The organism is Microcystis aeruginosa NIES-2549 (assembly GCF_000981785.2).
In the GTDB taxonomy this organism is placed as follows: Bacteria; Cyanobacteriota; Cyanobacteriia; order Cyanobacteriales; family Microcystaceae; genus Microcystis; species Microcystis aeruginosa_C.
The window spans coordinates 498,785-516,546 of the sequence record NZ_CP011304.1; the positions used below are offsets into that span (position 1 = coordinate 498,785).

Annotated in this window: 13 protein-coding genes and 1 pseudogene; 4 read left to right on the forward strand and 10 right to left on the reverse strand. The window is 43.3% G+C overall.

The genetic code is table 11. From position 1 onward, the window contains the following. Window positions 1–34 precede the first annotated feature (34 nt). Window positions 35–871, reverse strand: a pseudogene (locus myaer_RS02445) (EcoRI family type II restriction endonuclease). Between the two features lie 445 nt (window positions 872–1,316). Next, a complete protein-coding gene (locus myaer_RS02450; protein WP_016517018.1) occupies window positions 1,317–2,117 on the reverse strand; it encodes a BMC domain-containing protein in 801 nt (266 codons plus the stop codon). Window positions 2,118–2,330: 213 nt separating this feature from the next. On the opposite strand from myaer_RS02450, the gene myaer_RS02455 reads away from it, so the two are divergent. From myaer_RS02455 to myaer_RS02465, 3 genes are all read left to right on the forward strand, one after another. Continuing rightward, on the forward strand, window positions 2,331–3,410 hold the full coding sequence (locus myaer_RS02455) for a RuBisCO accumulation factor 1 (RefSeq protein WP_046660818.1): 1,080 nt from the start codon (window positions 2,331–2,333) through the stop codon (window positions 3,408–3,410). 273 nt (window positions 3,411–3,683) lie between these two features. Continuing rightward, a complete protein-coding gene (csaB, locus tag myaer_RS02460) occupies window positions 3,684–4,721 on the forward strand; it encodes a polysaccharide pyruvyl transferase CsaB (RefSeq protein ID WP_046660819.1) in 1,038 nt (345 codons plus the stop codon). 5 nt (window positions 4,722–4,726) lie between these two features. Continuing rightward, the gene (locus myaer_RS02465) at window positions 4,727–5,350 is read left to right on the forward strand and encodes a hypothetical protein (protein WP_046660820.1); all 624 of its coding nucleotides are present in this window, start codon (window positions 4,727–4,729) and stop codon (window positions 5,348–5,350) included. A gap of 60 nt (window positions 5,351–5,410) precedes the next feature. On the opposite strand, the gene myaer_RS02470 is transcribed toward myaer_RS02465, so the two are convergent. From myaer_RS02470 to myaer_RS02480, 3 genes are all read right to left on the reverse strand, one after another. Then, a complete protein-coding gene (locus myaer_RS02470) occupies window positions 5,411–5,701 on the reverse strand; it encodes a circadian clock KaiB family protein (RefSeq protein WP_002752661.1) in 291 nt (96 codons plus the stop codon). Beyond that, entirely contained in the window at window positions 5,698–6,564 is an 867-nt protein-coding gene (locus tag myaer_RS02475; protein WP_046660821.1) for a response regulator, read from the reverse strand. Before myaer_RS02475 ends, myaer_RS02470 begins: the two co-directional genes overlap by 4 nt. Before the next feature lie 295 nt (window positions 6,565–6,859). After that, window positions 6,860–9,061, reverse strand: coding sequence for a PhoX family protein (locus myaer_RS02480; protein WP_046660822.1), 2,202 nt, complete (start codon window positions 9,059–9,061; stop codon window positions 6,860–6,862). 305 nt (window positions 9,062–9,366) lie between these two features. On the opposite strand from myaer_RS02480, the gene myaer_RS02485 reads away from it, so the two are divergent. Beyond that, a complete protein-coding gene (locus myaer_RS02485; protein WP_046660823.1) occupies window positions 9,367–9,690 on the forward strand; it encodes a DUF4164 family protein in 324 nt (107 codons plus the stop codon). 37 nt (window positions 9,691–9,727) lie between these two features. Here the strand turns inward: myaer_RS02485 and myaer_RS02490 are convergent, their stop codons facing one another. From myaer_RS02490 to speA, 5 genes are all read right to left on the reverse strand, one after another. Then, on the reverse strand, window positions 9,728–10,414 hold the full coding sequence (locus tag myaer_RS02490; protein ID WP_046660824.1) for an N-acetylmannosamine-6-phosphate 2-epimerase: 687 nt from the start codon (window positions 10,412–10,414) through the stop codon (window positions 9,728–9,730). A gap of 116 nt (window positions 10,415–10,530) precedes the next feature. Further along, window positions 10,531–11,040 carry an inorganic diphosphatase gene (locus myaer_RS02495; RefSeq protein ID WP_002732961.1) on the reverse strand — a complete coding sequence of 170 codons (510 nt, stop codon included), beginning with the start codon at window positions 11,038–11,040 and terminating at the stop codon, window positions 10,531–10,533. Window positions 11,041–12,269: 1,229 nt separating this feature from the next. After that, window positions 12,270–13,448: an AI-2E family transporter gene (locus myaer_RS02505; protein ID WP_046660825.1), complete on the reverse strand. Its 1,179-nt coding sequence runs from the start codon at window positions 13,446–13,448 to the stop codon at window positions 12,270–12,272. A 171-nt stretch (window positions 13,449–13,619) separates the two neighbouring features. Then, on the reverse strand, window positions 13,620–15,635 hold the full coding sequence (locus tag myaer_RS02510) for a ribonuclease catalytic domain-containing protein (protein WP_046660826.1): 2,016 nt from the start codon (window positions 15,633–15,635) through the stop codon (window positions 13,620–13,622). 77 nt (window positions 15,636–15,712) lie between these two features. Further along, on the reverse strand, window positions 15,713–17,752 hold the full coding sequence (gene speA, locus myaer_RS02515; RefSeq protein ID WP_046660827.1) for a biosynthetic arginine decarboxylase: 2,040 nt from the start codon (window positions 17,750–17,752) through the stop codon (window positions 15,713–15,715). Window positions 17,753–17,762 lie beyond the last annotated feature (10 nt).

Here is a 17,762-nt window from a genome sequence, read left to right on the forward strand (position 1 = left end):
CAACCTATTTTGATTTAATAAATCTTTGTTTTAGTTATTTACTTTTGTTTATCTGATTAAATATCTCACTGCCTAATACTTTAAGAGAGGTTTTAGAAATTTCAAGCATAATATCAAACATTTTTTTGACATCCCATTTTTCGCCATTTTCTTGTGTGTATATAGAAGTTGCTTGAAGCATAATTGTTTTATCTTTATGCTTGACAAACTTATTTTTACACAAATTGGTATTAATGAGCATTCCATAATTTGCAGAAGTTAACCTATCTAATCTATTTAGCGTTCCTGAATTTTATTCAATCGTTACAACCCTTCCATCGGTTTTTTTAATTGAAATAGTTTCTGTTAAAAAATTTGAGCCTTCCAGAAATAATACATAGGTAAAATGAGATTCGGATAACATCAAATTAGCGATTTCAGATATGTTTTTATGGGATCTTTCTATCGCATTACCAGCAGCCATCAAATCTTGATCATTTTTTGCTCCTACAAGTTTTCCTGCTTTGATGTTTTCAATGTCTTTACCCTGATGTTTAGCTTCCGAAACTAAAACGATTCTCCAATTACCGTTATCATCTTTTACTTCTATTATTCCACCATCGGGTATAATACTTGAATTTGATACAAAAAGTGTTTGTCCTAATTCTGGGTCAATTTTCTTTAATGCTTCGTTTATTTCTTCTTTTTTTATGCTCTTTTTGTATTGAAAAGATAATTGAGGAAACTACTTTTCAAGCTGTTCAATTACAAAAAGTGAAATTTTTCCAACAGTTCTGTCGTGTGATTTTGCTTCATCTCCAAATATACCAACTACACCTTTAGACTCTTTATGTTGATTCGTTAATTTTTTTGATTGATTCTTTTTAGTCATATTGTGCCTTTTCTTTACTTAAATCTTCCACTTTCTGCTACAGATAATGTATGTATAACTAAAAATTATACGGAAAATTTCTGGATAACACTCCTCAGAGTAACGATATGGGTTAACTTTCGGCATATCACCCCATCTAGGAGCAATCGCTAGAAGTTTTCCCTATATCACGCCCAAAAGCCTGTTAGCCAGATTAGCATATTGCCAAAAACCTTGTTTAACTAAATTTCTGACAATTTAGGCTAATTCTAGCGACGATTATTTGATCTGACCGCACCCCTTGACAAAAATTTATCATTATTCGATTCGTTTAATTGTCGGGGGACTCTGTAAAGATTTTTTACTGGGAAATCCACACCCACCAACAAACTTTTTCCAGCAAATCCTAATTCAACCTTTTGCTCCTGTACTTTTAGCAGCACAGGAGCAAAGCTGAAAATAAAAATTAATAACCGTCTTCATCGGTGATAACTTCCACGGGAATCACTTCTTCTAACACTTTTTCCTGCATTTCTTGGCGACGAATTGGTATTTTGGTTTTTTCCAATTCTGGTAAAGCGACCAATTCCCGTTGTTTTTCCCGGACAGTATTGGGTAACAACATCGGTAAAGGTTCGGGAGTTTCTAACCAGTAGCTGGCCACCGGTAGAGTATGTTCTAAATCTTCCAATAAACGGGGAATAATCATCACCGCGTGCAGTTCACCGATTTTCTCCGCTTCCCGCATTCCCGCATCAATGGCCACGGCCACATTAGCGACGGAACCCCGGATAATGGCCGTACACAAACCATCCCCAATTGTTTCGTAGGAAGCTAACTGCACATCGGCGGATTTTAACATGGCATCAGCTGCCCCCACCATAGCAGGAAAACCGCGGGTTTCCAAGAGACCGATGGACATATTGCTCAGTTTGCTGAAACCCCGTTGACTTTGGGCAATTTCGGCTAAACGGCTACCAATTGGGAAAATTACCTCTAAATTGGGCATCGGTCGGGGAATAACCGATTTAGATACCAATTGTCCGAACTGTGCGGCGGTTTTTGCCCCTTCTTCCACTGCTAAACGCACATCGGCAATATTACCACGCACGATCGCCGTACAGTGACCACCGCCAATTTTTTCGTAACCCACGAGGGTAACTTCTGCCGATTTTAGCATCATATCCGCCGTCCCGACGATCGCCGGAAAGCTGAGGGTAGAGACTAAACCCAAGGCACTATCTTTGGGGTGACGCTTGGTTTTCATCGTCCTTTGACCGGGGTTAGTTGTGGACGAGGGGGGAATGCTTCCATTAACTCTTAATCTAGACATTGAAGATAAACTTGCCCTAACAGGTACGAAGGGGGTGATTGTCAGCTATCCTGTTACTATCTAGTCTATCCTGTTAACCTTAATTGCTATTGAAGATTTTTGAGGGATTAGATAAATTTTAGTTATTGTAGCTTGATCAAATTGTCTATGACAGAACAGCCTCGCAGTACAGATGATCGAATCAGCGAAACGGAAGCGACCGAATTAATGCGCTCGCTGCTTCATAAGGAAGGAAATTGGGTGAATTGGGGGCAAAAATGTCAAAAACTGCAAAAAGCTGGCTACGATTCCCAGTTAATCTTTGAACAAACCGGGTTTCAAAATGCCCAACAAAATTTAATTATTGTCGCTGCCCAAGTTTTTGAGAGTTTAATCAAAGCAGGAGCAGATGAAGATTTATTAAGTTACTACATCGGGCCGCGCAGTGATGTGCTATACGAATTACGGATTCTCAACCAAGAACAAAGATTGGGGGCAGCGAAATTAGCGGCAGAAAAAAGGATTGAGGTGGCTGAAGCACACGATATCGCCAAAGCTATCCAAGATTTTTCCCGTTTATCCCAGATTCCCAGTGAATTTACCCGTCATCCTGGAGATGCGATCGCTTACCAGTGTTGGAAACGGGGCAAACAAAAGCGAGATTTAGCCGAAAGAGCGAAATTAATCGCTAAAGGTTTGAAATTTGCCCATTCTGACTCGGCCAGACAGGCGATCGAGTCCTTACTACAAGATTTTACCGTTACTCCCTCCCGTAGCGCACCGTTGCTACCCGTCCATCGTTTACAGGATGAGGACGAATTAGCCAGAATTATTCCTTTAGTAGGAAGATTTCCGGTGACGGTAACTGATATAAAACACACAGAAAGTTTGAGCGTCGAGGAACCTTTTCGACTGGTAACGGTGGGGGATAAACAAACGATTGTGCCTCTCCCCGGTTGGCAAGCAATTCTCAAGGCGATCGATCCTGTAGCTATTTTATGGCCTAGTGATCAATTACCTCGATCGATTGCCACCAGATCCGAGGAAGTGTTATTAGTAATCGATCGAGTTTTGGCCGAATGGGACGTGAACAATTATTATCTAGTGGAGAAGGATAATTCCGTTTTTTTACAATGGTTTGATAGTTCCCCCGATGTCACCATACTAGGTGAATTAGTCTTGATTTTAAGAGCAAAAAATATCCTCGATGAAAAAAACATCACCGAACCCTGGCAAATGGACGACTAAATCAGTGATCAGTGATCAGTAACCAGTGATCAGGTTTAAGCTATTAGTTATGAGTGGGAATAAGAAAATAGATAAACTGATAACTGAATCGAATAAAACTGGTCACTGTTAACTTGTAGCTGACGGCATAACTTAAGAAACTAAGAGACATTTTTAAAGGAAAAAGTAACAAAGCGGACAAAGGAGACAGGAGACAAATTCACCATACTTTTGCCTTTTGACTCTTGCCTTTTTCTGGCTGACAACTGATAACTGATAACTGATAACTGATATATGCGTGCAGTAATTTGTGGATATTATGGGAGAGGAAACGGAGGAGATGAGGCATTATTAGTGTCTCTATTGCAGATGCTGCCGTCAGCAATTAAACCTATTGTTTTGTCAAATAATCCCAGAGAAACCAGTCAACGTTATGGAGTGGAAACCTGTCCTAGTCGGGATTGGTGGCAAATTTTTCAAACTCTGAAAAAAGCAGATGTATTTATCTGGGGTGGCGGCAGTTTAATGCAGGATGTCACCAGTTTTGCCAGTCCAATTTATTACGGTGGTTTAATGGCTCTTGCTCAATTATTGGGCTTAAAAACTATTGCTTGGGGCCAGGGAATTGGACCATTAAATAGACCTTTTACCCGTTGGTTAACCAAAAAAGTCTTAAAACAATGTAGTTTAGTTACTGTGCGCGATGATGCTTCGGCTCATTTAGTCGCTGATTGGGGTATTAGTCCGATTGTTGCCCCCGATCCAGTATGGGCTTTGGACGCTCAATCAGTCAAGGGATTATCGGATTTACCCGCCCCAAGAATCGCCGTCAATTTACGGCCCCATCCCCTATTAACCCCAGCAAAATTAGATAAATTAACCCGAGCTTTAATCGATTTACAAATCAGTACCGGGGCGTTTATTCTCCTAGTCCCTTTTCAAAAGTCGCGGGATTTGCCCCTCTGTGAAGCTGTAGCCCGTCAATTAAGGGAAAATTATCAAATCATTAGTTTAGAGGATCCAAGACAGTTAAAAGGCTTATTTCGTGGGGTAGAAATGGTGATCGGAATGCGCTTTCATAGTTTGATTATGGCCGCAGCAGAAGATTGTCGTTGTTTTGCCCTTAGTTATGATCCGAAAGTGTCGCGATTAATTGCCGAAGTACCGATGCCGGGTTGGGAATTAGATCAGTTACCAGAGGCAGTTAATGATATTAGTAACACTTGGATTAATTTTTATGCCAATGGAGAGGGATTAACCAGCGATCGCAAACATTTTTTAATAGATCGAGCTTTAATTCATCGAGAAATTTTATCTAGATTGGTGAGCTAATTTTTATGTCGAGTGCTATTACCGAAGCGATCACGACTATTGCCTTGGATGAGACAAGATTTAATCTCTCCTTAACAGAAGATGGGGCATTTTTTCCCGAATGGAAAAGTGATTTACTGGCCCTATCTAGCCATGAAAAAAAGAGTTTAGATGAACTAATACAAAAGTATTTATACCAAAGATCGGCAGGACAGTTATTAGAAGAAACCGTGACTTTATTGTTAGTTTCTCCCCTACTAGCGATTGCGGGTTTTTACGATCCGCCTTTGCGAGTACGCGCAGAGGAATCGGTAAGCTTAACCGTCGATGATGGGGAAGAAATACTATCGGGTAGAATCGATGTGTTAGTCTGGTTAAATCAGTTTTGGGTGGTAATTGTAGAATCAAAAAAAACCGCCCTATCGGTTTGGACTGCCTTACCGCAAACCTTAGCCTATTTGATGGCTAATCCCCGGACCGAAAAACCTGGCTTTGCCCTCGTCACCAATGGAGATGATATTTTATTGGTCAAATTGAGAGCTAATGCCCATCATTATGCCCTATCTAGGGTATTTGCTCCCTTTATTTCCAGAGAAGAACTATATAGGGTTTTGCAGATTTTCAAACATATCGGTGCAGCGATCAAATAAAATCAAGATTAGAGCTTATTAGCGAGGAAAAACCTAACCAGAATAATTTTTAGGTGAATCCTAATTGAGATGGGAGTCTTTGGGAATAACATCCAAACCGAGGAGAACCTTTTGGGTATTGGACATATCGCCGATAATTCTTTGTAGGGGTGGGGGAAGTTGTTTGACTAAAGTAGGAGTTACGAGAATTTTATCCTGTTCCGCTAATTGGGGCTGTTCGAGAACATCAATTATTTCTACCGTATAAAGATCCGACAACTCCTCGCGACAGATACGAAAAATATTGGCGATCGCCCTCTGGGATTTACTTGAATCACCCATAATGTAGAGTTTGAGAAGATATTGACTCATGATTGCGTGTTATTGAATAGTTTAATGTTGCTGAGACCGATATAGTATTTACGATAGAAAGAGACGAGATAACCCATCAATTCCAAGACCATGAGACGACCTTCGCTAACGTAGGCCTGCGCTTTGGCCAGGGTGACATCCTGATTTTTTTGGCGTAGGGTGGTGGTATGAATATCGACCACATCGCGAGGACTCGCTTTTAAGAATCCTAACTTATCGGCCAAGCTTCGCAGTCGTTCCGATAGATTATGTTCCACTTTGTATGCTTGTTCTTCTAAAGCTAAATCTAATAACTCTCCGTAATTTTGGACTAATTCTTGAAAAATATCGGGAATACTCTGCCTTATTGCCTCAGAACCGAACATTTTCGCCGTTATGCTAGTTTGCACTCCCTTGATTAACTGTTCCAGTTCGCGAAATTCTTCTTCCTGTTGTTGATGTTTAAGATTGAGGATATATTGCTGACGCTCGATCGCCACACGAATTTGATAGACTAAAAGACTACTATCGATATTATTTAACTGAATATAACCGTCAGCACCGAGTTGAAAGGCTTTAACGACTAATTTCTCATCATTGCTAGTAGTTTGAACGACTATCGGTATATCAGAGGCTAATTCTCTGGTTTTGACTAAGATATTTAAACCGGGGGGGACAGAGATTTCCAAGCTTAAGAGGATAAGATCAAATTTCTCCCCTGCCAGTTTTTCGGCAGTTTCCTCTAGATCCTGAGCTTGGGTGAGGGTAAAAGTCAACCCCTTGGCCAGGGAACATTGGGGGGCCTTTAACAGCAATCTCTGGATTAATTTAACAGTCGTCGGTTCGTCCTCTATCAATAAAATCCTACAGAGATCCCTAGTCATTGTTAATCGATCGCTAAAATTATCTTTTTTCCCCCTACTTTCATAGTAAGCCCATCTTTGGGAAACTCAAGGACAAAATCACAGTATAACCTGCCCGCGCATTTAAATTGCTTGATAAGGCACTCTTGCAAGAGGCAACAGTAAAAGGATAGGCAGTGAAAATGCGTCTTAGCTTATCTCCAGCAAAAGTCAGAAGGGCTAAATTGCTCTTAAAGTCCTTAATTTAACGATTTTTCCCGAAAAAAATCGCTTTTATACTCCAAGGAAACAATCTATTTCTTTCTTCTCCCTTCTCCTATTTTGACTCAATTCGGCGAATCGCCACCACTGCCGGCCGGGGAGGTTGATTAACTTGACCACTAGGCCAATTCGACCCTAGGGGTACTTGTCGTATTTGTTCAAATTCCTGTCCATTAGTGGTTTTAAGGGCAAATTTACGGTTTTCAAAGGCTAAATCTCGACGAATTCCCCCCGCTTCCCCCGGATGCTGTACTGCCAAAAATAACGTCTCTTGGTCGGGAGTAAAGTACAATCCCGTTAATTCCGCATCCATGGGAGCGATAGCAAAAGGATAGGGATGCTCTTGACCCTTGGCAAACACCCAAGCGCTATTATTACCAAAAATCCCCAATAAATCCCGTTGACTAACCGGGACCCCTTGGGGATAACGAGTTTTCATCTCTCGATTTAACCCACCCGTAGAAATATCGCTAACCATCCAGAGATTTCCCTGTTTATCGAAAGCGAGGTTATCGGGATTAGAAAAACCCTCACCTTTCTCTGTCGGTTCCCCTCCATAAGCGACCACATCCCAACGAAAACTTAAGGAAGCAGCATCGTTGTTATCTTCCCTTAAGCTGATAATCCAACCAAATTCGTAGGGGATTTCGCCATTTGGTCCCTTAAATATCTCCTTATCGGCTCCTCCCTCCGCTTCACTGGGACTACCAGAGGTAAAGGTTATATATAAAGTGCCATTCTCGTCCACTTCCGTATCTTCTGGCCGACCAGTACAAGTGACCCCAACGGCGTTAGCGGCAAAATGAGCATCGATGAGAATTGCTCCCTGTTTTTCCGTCCCATTACCTTCATACAGGTCTGCGAGGGTCTTATATTTAGCTTTGTAGGCTAGAATCTCCTCATCGTCCTTAAATAGCAGTAATTGATTATCATTGACCGTTCTTTCGGGATTTGGCAAGGCTACCACCCCATCCCCGCGACTAGCGGCAATTTGACTCGGTAGGACGGGATTTATCTCCGTGTCGGGATTTAAGGGTATCCAATAACCGGTTTTATCGGGGTTGAATTTCGCCCCGTAGAGCATTCCTTTTTCTAGGAGTTTTGAGTTATTTTTCGCCTTAATATCGCTAATTTTGCCCTCGGAAACAAATTTATAGATATGACCGCCTCTGCGATCGCATCCTGAATAAACCGCCAAGGGTTGCCCCGTTTGAGCGAGAAAAGCGACCGCTTCATGGCGAAAACGCCCTAACCAAGTGTGTTTTGTGCCATAATCGTCGGGATTGGCAGGATCCACCTCCACCATCCAACCGTATTTATTTCCCGCTAACCCGAAGACGTTACCCCGGCCATCCACTTCCCCACTATTGAGAATAAAGGGGGTAGTATCGGGATGCAAAGAGGAACCATCTTTTAACACTACCTCCGTCACTTGGTCTTGAAAGTTCTCCTCGGCACTAAATACGGTCCCCCAAGGCGTTGTTCCCCCGGCGCAATTTTGAAACGTTCCGATAATTTTTGCCCCTAATCCGTCATCGTAGCCAAGTTTATCGGTTTTGGTAAAAATTGCTACAGCAGGACCGGTGGCTTTCAGGTAACGACCGTCCTTTAGTCCAGAGATACCGGTAATGCGGCGATCGGCTTTACTATAGGTACGTTGCCATTTTCCCGTTTGATCTTTAGCGAGGGAAATTACGCCAATTCCCTGATCAATTAAGCCTTCTAGGGATATTTCCTCGATTTTTGCCTTTAAGCTGGCATCTTGCAGACGATAGGCGGCAATTTCACCCTTTTCGTTGGTTTTTTCTCGTACTTCCTTGACGGGTAGGGTTTTACCAATCACTTGTTCAAAGGTTTGTAGCCAAGTACGACCACTGATATATTCAAAATTAACGGTTAGATAACCTTGACCCGCACTGGTTTCAATAAAAGATAGATAATCATTGTTATAACCGAAACGGGAATCACCCACTGCATCCCCCCACTGGGCCAGCACATCAGATGTGAATCCTTGCGGAAGAACGAGATCATCTAGGACTTTATAGGTTTGATAGGCATTTTTTTGGCTTTCATCGCTCATACCGTCAATTTTTAAGGGAATTGGCAGTTTGACTGGGGCAAAGTTTAAGCCGAAACTATTAGCAGCGATCGCAGGACTGCTAATCAGAGAGGAATATTTTTTCTCTTGCAGACTGAAAAAAGAGACACCAGCAGTGGCAGTTAAAAAGGTGAGGAAATTACGGCGAGAAATACTCATATTTTCAGGAATAAAGTCAAAACTGATACTCGGACATCGATTAGGTTACATTTTATTACAGACCCTTGACATAGGTATTATATATTATCCAAGTTATGACTAAGTTAACAGCCAGTTAAAAGTAATCAGTAAACAGTAATCGGTGCAAAGACAGCAGAAAACTGCCATAATCAGTAAACAGTAAACAGTAAACAGTAATCGGTGAAAAGACAGTAGAAAACTGCCATTTAATACTGCTCGCTTAATCCATACTGCACACTTAAAACTCCAATCTGATAACTGATAAATGAATAGGGGTTTAGCCAATGTCTAACGAAACTGTAACTTATTCCCTAGAAGCCGTCTTGACCAGGATTGAGGGAAAAATAGATAACCTACAAAGAGATGTTACTCAAAAATTCGACAAAATCGATGAACGTCTCACAAAATTAGAAATCGGACAAGCCGAAATCAAGGGAGAGTTAAAAGGAGATATTAAAGCTTTAGATGAGCGATTGACCACGGAAATCAAGGGATTAACGGCACGGATTGCCTATCAGGAATTTACTAACCGGGGGATTTTAATCGCTTTAGTCGTCGCCATTTTGGGTGGTGCGGCTAAACTTTTTGGGTTTTTTCCTAATCCCTAGAAGTGGCTACTAGGCACGGCTAGGAGCAAGATCAATGTCATGAATATTTTGATAAAATTCCTTGTAAAAAAGCGGTAGTTTTTAAATCAATCCCTGTAATTGCCGTGCCAACAACTACCGAATAGGCACCAACTTCTAGGGCTTTTTTGGCTTCTGTTGGAGTCGATATTCCTCCCTCACAGATAACAGGAACTGATAACTTATTAACTAATTCTTCTAGGAAAGAAAAACTCGGCGGCTGCAGATGTTTAGTTGCTTCTGTGTAACCGTAAAGAGTTGTACCGACAACATCAGCACCAGCTGCCACGGCATAAATAGCACTTTCGATCGAGTCTATATCTGCCATGACTAATTTACCAGTTTCCCGATGAATACGATCGATAATTGTGGCTAAATTTTCATCATTAGGACGCTTTCTGGGGGTAGCATCCAAGGCAATTATATCGGCACCCGCATCGGCAATGGCGAGAGCATCTTGATATTTGGGCGTAATATATACCGAACAATCGCGATAATTGCGTTTCCAGAGTCCAATTATCGGTATATCCGGCAATTGTTGACGGGTGGCTTTCAGATGAGCGGGACTATCAATTCTTACCCCACAAGCACCCCTATCCACGCAAGCATGAGCCATGGCGGCAATAATTACAGGATCGTGCAGAGATGACTCCACTGGCGCTTGACAGGAGACGATTAAACCCGATTTTAAGGTTTCTATTCTCATAAAATTGGAAGTGGGGAAGTGGGAAAGTGGGGGTATTTTCAGTGAACAGTGAACAGTAATCAGTGAAAAAACTCCAATCTGATCACTGATAACTGTTTACTGATTTTGGACTTAGATTACTTATAAGCAGCAATACACTGTTCAACTAAAGCGGTTACTGCGTCCACATCTTTCCAACCGAGAATTTCTGTGACTTTTTTCTCTAGATTCTTATAGGTTTTGAAAAACTCGGCGATTTCGTCCAAGCGATGGGGAGAGACATCTTTAAGAGATTTTACCTCTGCATAACGGGGATCTTTAGCGGGAACACAGAGAATTTTTTCATCGCGATCACCACCATCGATCATTTCTAGCATACCAATGGGACGCGCCGTAATCACACAGCCGGGGAAAGTAGGCTGATCCATGATCACCATACCATCTAAAGGATCGCCGTCATCGGCGAGGGTATTGGGAACAAAACCATAATCACAGGGATATTGTACCGAAGAATAGAGAACGCGATCGAGAGCAAAGGCGTTTAAATCCTTATCAAACTCGTATTTATTCTTACTACCGGCGGTAATTTCCACTAAAACGTTAATTAAACCGGGTTTCGGTTGGGCAGGAATGCGCGATAAATCCACAAGCTTTCTCCAAATACAAGACAATAGCGCCTTTAGAGTCACCTAAAAGCGCAAGCGAAATTAAAACACACTTTGATTAACTCCGATCCAAATTCTACCCATAAGGGGGATCGGGACGAAGAAAAAAATTTTTACTTTGGCAATCGTCTATCTCAATTCTGTCACCTCATTTGCCTCGTTAGGGAGTAGGATGTGTTACCGGTAAGGGGTTCTTCGGTATAGTTAGGCGTGGAGTTATATCCAATCGCTAACAAGGGTAACGTTAGGGTCAGAATTGCGATCATGGTTCCGAGTAAGTTTGCCCACCTATGACTAGGAGGTTCGGAAGTCTTCCCTGACGGGTTGCTTGATTCCATAAAGGGGTCGTTTTGAACTCGACAAGTAAAGAATACGAGAGATATATAGAGCAGTCAGCTATCGGCTTTTAGCTTTTAGCAAATTACTGCTATTTTTTGCTTTTGAGCTTGGTTAACGTCTCGTTAAAAAGCGAAACATTAACAGCAATACTCTCCCTACTAATTATATTTTACCAATTCTTTTCCAGGAGTTCACTCTGATACTTTTCTTGACGATCTCTCCAGATCATGGTCTGTTGGTGTTTGTCCCTGTTATACTAAATCCGTTGAGTATAGGCTACATATCAGGACAGGCAAAAGGCAATAGGCAATAGGCAAAAGGAGCAATAGATAATCAGTTTTTAATAACCAGATTTAGTGTTACACTGTGGGTGCCAGCACAGCTTCCTTGTCTGATTCCGAAATCAGGTTATTTACTACTCAATCCACAAAAAAAATGTCTGAAGGGCTTAAATATTAAGCGATCCAAACATTTTCTCATTGCAATCGGAGGGTGATATTGACTTTATGTCTTAACTTCGAGCTTACGATAGAAACCTGGCTGTTAATGTAGCCTATTTAACCAAAATATCGATTTTTTGCTTATTTATAGGGATAAAAAATGGCCTTTGCTTAAAATTATCCGAGTTTAGAGACAATTACTTAGTAATAATCTCCCAATAAGCTAGGCCTCAGAGACCGGCAAGGCATCCTCAAGCCTTGATTTGTCCTTGCTTGCCATGGACGGCGATCACCAAGGGCGGAGTTAATCTACCAATACAGATATCATAACTCGATCGAGGGAGAAAAACCAAGAACCTGCGAGAAAATTGCCGATTTATCCCGGCCAATATTACTGCTCAGATCGCCCCAGATGATGCCGTCAGTCATTCTTCAGCGAGAAACCACCTCGCTAGGGGATTCCGATTCCAGGGGGAGAGAGGGTTTAATTACCCCGTGTTTTGTCTCCTCCGGTGTCACTTGACGGATCACCTCCAAAGCTTCCTTAATCATTACCGCCATGGGAACCGCGACAATCACCCCCAGTAAACCGCCCACTCGCGCCCCCGTCAAGACTGAGACTAACACCCAAAAGGGATTTAACCCGGTGACACTGCCCAAAATCCGGGGAGCAATGCCGTTTTCGACAATTTGCTGCACCACTACAGCCACGGCTAAAACTTGCAGAGCTAAACCAATATCGCGCAAAGCTAGTAAAGCTGTCACCGTGACAATGCCTACAGTTCCCCCAAAAGGGATTAAAGCCATGGTGCCAATCAAAAGGCCGAATAGGAGACCAAAAGGGACTTTAATCGATAAAAAGGCCGTGACTAATCCCAGGGCCATGCAGGTGGCACAAATTACCTGTCCGACAAAGTAATTCTGAAAACTTAAGCGTAGAGTTAGGGAAAAGGGTTGTTGGACGGGTTTGGGCAACCATTGGATAATACTCCTCCAGATATCGGGACTGTGGAGAAGCAGATAAAAGGTGAGGATAATAGTTAGCAGCACATCAAGCACGCGCACCACGGTAAAAACGGTGAGATTAAGGGCTAAATTAACGCTTCTTCCCGCTAGAATTTGCAATTCTGCCCCTAAACGACTGTTAAACTGAGCGATCAGACCATCGAAACTGATCGGAATCGGTAGATTCATCGTGTCGATTTTGGTATCTAGTTGCATCAGTTGGCGCTGTCCCGAGTCTAACCATTCTGGCAATCTATTGACAAATTGCTGCGCTTGGGTGAAGACTAGGGGAACTAGGGTTATTCCCACGGCCACAAAAATTAAAATCGTGATCAGGGAAACCACGATCGCAGCTAAACCCCGTTTTAATCCCTGACGTTCCAACCAAGTCACCGGATAACCCAAGAGAAAAGATAGAACGGCCGCTATCAGTAAAATAACAAATAAAGATTCAAAATAGCCAAAAATTGCCGATAATGCCCAGACATTCAGGACGACAAGTGGTGCGGCTAGAGCAATCACCAGTAAGCGGGATAAGGAATTCAGGGATTGCCACCACGTCTGAATCCAATTGCGTTTCGGGGGAACGACTTTAACTTCCACCATGAAGCCTCTTAAAAGGGTTGTTTCAATACTTGTATTCTGACAGATCGAAGCCTAACCCGCTAACTCCAAAAGGGAAGGTGGGGTGTGGGGGAGTGGAGCATTTGGCTGAAATTTCCCTAAACCCCGTAAATCCCTATCACCCTATCTCCTGACTCCTGACTCCGCCAGAGATTAACTTGCTTGGGAGGAGACAAAACCCGATAACTCGCGGAAGCGGATCTCATCGCGGTGGGGATCGGCGCGACTAACTTGTACTTGAAAGCGATCGCCTAAAGATACTGAACGCTCAAAACGATGGGGTAATTCTAACCCCAATTCCTCCAATAAAATCAAGCCTAAATTTTCCTCTTCCCGCAGCCAGCGCAACACCAAAGCTTGCCAGACTTGATCTCCCTGTCGTCGCAAAAATTCCAAACTCCAATAACGATTAGTTTGTCGTTCCACCGAGGTGGCTTCCTGGGCTGAACTAGCGACACTATAGAGAATTTCTTGCATTCTATCCCGGGTAAAAGGCAGTTGATCGCCCCGAAGATGGGCTTTTAGTTGAAAATGGGTCAAAAGGTCAGTATAACGGCGAATTGGCGAAGTTACTTGGGAATAGGTATTCAATCCCAGACTAGCATGACGGTTAGGAATCGTCGTCATCTCACTGCGCGGCATACAGCGACGCAAGGCACAGGAACGCACAGGGCCCGCAGGTAGTAAAATTAACTCCTCATCGGGGGGTAATTCCGGTTGTGGTTGTCCCCGGAAAGGCACGGGGATCTCGTGTTCCTGACAGTAGCGACCGGCGATTTCTCCAGCTAAAATCATCATTTCCGCCACTAATTGCCGAGATGGGGAAACCTCCTGCAATTCTACGATAATTTCGTCGTTATCCTTCACCTTAATGGATGATTCTGGCATTTGGATGTTAATCGATCCCTGAGATTTGCGCCAGGCGTGGCGTTGTTTGGCCCAACGGTTGAGAATCTTCACTTCCGGTTCATGCTGCAGATCCAGATGTAACATTTCGTCCACATCTTCGTAGGTGAGGCGATAGGTAGGTTTAATTGTACTAGGATGGATACGATAATCAGCGATCGCCCCTGTTTCATCGAGGATTACCCCAAAACTTAAGGCAGGACAAAGTTTACCCTGTACCAAACTCATTGGACCTGCGGCCAACTCTAGGGGAAACATGGGAACCATTCCCGTGGGAAGATAGAGACTGGTACTGCGACGACGCGCTTCTAGGTCTAATTCATCATCGGGACGCACTAAACGGCTAGGATCGGCAATATGAATCCAGAGACGATGACCACCATCCGCAAGCATTTCCACCGATAATCCGTCATCGATTTCCTCGGTACTTTCATCGTCGATGGTATAAATTTTTTGGTGGGTTAAATCGAGACGATTGTTGACATCCGCATCCGCAGGGGGATTGAGTAAATTAAGACGCGCCACATCAAGCACCTTTTTCGAGAATTGAACGGGGTAGGAACTGCGTCGCAGGAAAAGGTTTTCGTGACTACTCCACCATTTCAAATCGACTAACAATTCAAAAGCGGCCTCGGGGGTTTGGGAACGGCCCAGCAGGGAGAGTATTTCCATGGCTGCTGGATATTTTTGTTCGGGTTGGAGGATAAATTTTTCTAGAGATTCCAGACGAATTCGATCGCTTTCTGACCATTCTACCGTTTCAGAGGCCAAGGCTTGCTGGATACGTTGGAGAAATTGGCTTTTTTCCCGTTGACGCTGTTTTTCCACCTCTAGCTGGTGTTTGATTTCCTCTACCTGATTTTCCGAGCGGGCCTCGTAACCATCCCCTTTATTTTTAAAATAAACTTTATCATCACTCAAGAGACAATGGGCTGCATAGCAAAACTGCCAACCGCGATCAGAAAAGAGGATCTCGGCCATGGTTTCGGGAGTGACTAACTGATTTTCCCCGGCTAATAATTCCCAGGCCACTTCTAAACCACTAGGATCTAGATAGGGTTGGACTTCTCGCAGAAAATTGCCGATCTCCCTATAGTTGGACGGACCTCCTTTGACAATGTAATCGAAGCGTTGGGGACGCAGTTTATGCGGGTTTCCCCCCTGATCGATGACGATCCAATCTTTTTTACCTTCTGGGCGATCGATCACCCCTAAGCGCCTTTCTCCTTGCACTCGAAATTCTACCAGCGTTCCCTTTTCCACTGTTTTCCTTTACTGCCTATTTATTTTGTCTATTTTCTATCATCCTCGATCGATTACTCGATCGGCAAGAACAATCATCAATCCCCACCCACTAGATAGGTATAACGTCGCAAACTGCGTTCATAATCCTGTAGTAGTAATTGGGATTCTTCCACAGTCATGCGATTTTCCTGCAAAGCTTGTTCACAACGAAGACGAATTCTTTCTAACAGATCTTCTGCGGAATACTGCACATAACTTAATACTTCCGTGATCGTATCTCCTTTGACTAGATACTCGATATCGTACCCCTTGGGACTCATCTGAATATGTACCACGTTAGTATCGCCAAAAAGATTATGTAAATTGCCCATAATCTCTTGATAAGCACCCACCAGAAACATTCCTAGATAATAGGGTTCTGGAGAATGTTTACCGTTTTTGTACTCCAAAGGATGCAATTCTAAAACTGATTTTATGTCCCCGCGCAAATCGATAAACTGGGCAATTTTCCCGTCACTATCACAGGTTAAATCGGCGATAATTCCCCTTTGAGTAGGTTCTCGATCGAGACGATGGATCGGCATAATTGGAAATAGTTGATCGATCGCCCAACTATCGGGAACTGACTGAAAAACCGAGAGATTGGCATAATAAATTGAGGCCATAATTTGCTCTAAGTCTTCCAAGTCATCGGGAACATAATCCTGTTGTCGGGCCACTTGCAGAATTTTGTGGCAACAAGCCCAGTACAATTGTTCGGCTCTAGCTCGTTCTTTGAGACTGAGATAACCGAAATTAAACAGACTAATTGCCTCCTCTTTGAACTGTCCCGCATCGTGATAAGCTTCCTGATAATTGCGCTCATCGATACCCGTGTAGGTTTCCCAGAGATTACGGAGGATGAGGTGTTCTTTCCCATTGCAGGGATCGGGAGGGTTTTGGGGAACCTCGCTACTTCCCAGGATGTCGAAGATTAGCACCGATTGATGAGAAGCGATCGCCCGTCCACTTTCACTGATAAGAATTGGGGGGGCAATCTGGGCATCTTCACAAGCTTCCTTGACCTCGGCCACGATATCATTGGCATAATTCTGCATATTGTAGTTTTTTGAGGCGTAGAAGTTAGTTTTTGAGCCATCGTAATCGACCCCTAAACCACCCCCCACATCGAGATAGGTCATATTTGCCCCTAATTTCGCTAATTCCACATAAATCTGACTAGCTTCGCGAATGGCATCCTTAATAACGCCAATAGCGGAGATTTGCGACCCGATATGATAGTGCAGCAGTTGCAGACAATCTAACATCCCCGCTTGTTCTAATTCCATCACCACCGTTAGGATTTCCGGAACGGTTAAACCGAATTTTGCCCGGTCTCCCGTGGAACATCCCCAACGGCCCACCCCTTTTGTCCCCAGTTTCGCACGCACTCCCAAATGTGGGGCAATTCCTAGCTGACGACTGACGCGCAGGGTTAAATATAATTCTTCCAATTGTTCGATGACAATCAAAGGCCGATGACCGAGACGAGTGGTCAACAGGGCAGTTTCTAGGTATTCTTTGTCCTTATAGCCATTACAAATTAGCAATGGTTGTGTTTTGTCATTTTTGCCGTTTAAGGCAGGTTCTAGGGTCGCTAAAGCAATCATTAGCTCAGGTTTTGAACCAGCCTCCAGCCCAAATTGATAGGGTTTGCCAAAACGAACTAAAGACTCGACGATGTGACGGTGTTGATTGCACTTGATCGGATAGACACCGCGATAGACGTTGGCATAATTATAACGGGCGATCGCTCGGTTAAAACAGGCGTTCAGGCGCTCGATCCGATCTTCCAAAATATCGCTAAACCGAATTAACAGGGGTAAACCGATATTTCGCCGCTTAATCGCCGAAACTAACTCGTATAAGTCCAAAGAACCGCCCCTTTCTCCCTGGGGCGAGACGGTGATATTTCCCGCAGCATTGATCGAGAAATAGGGTTCTCCCCAGCCTTGGATGCGATAGAGATTTTCGCTATCTTCGATCGACCAATGTTTAACGGGGGCAACTTTTTCGAGGTTGTTACCGTCAGAAGGGGTCAGATCCACTGGAGATAATTGCTTTTCCTGTTTCTTAAGTTGAGTTTTACCCGCCATTGTCTATCGA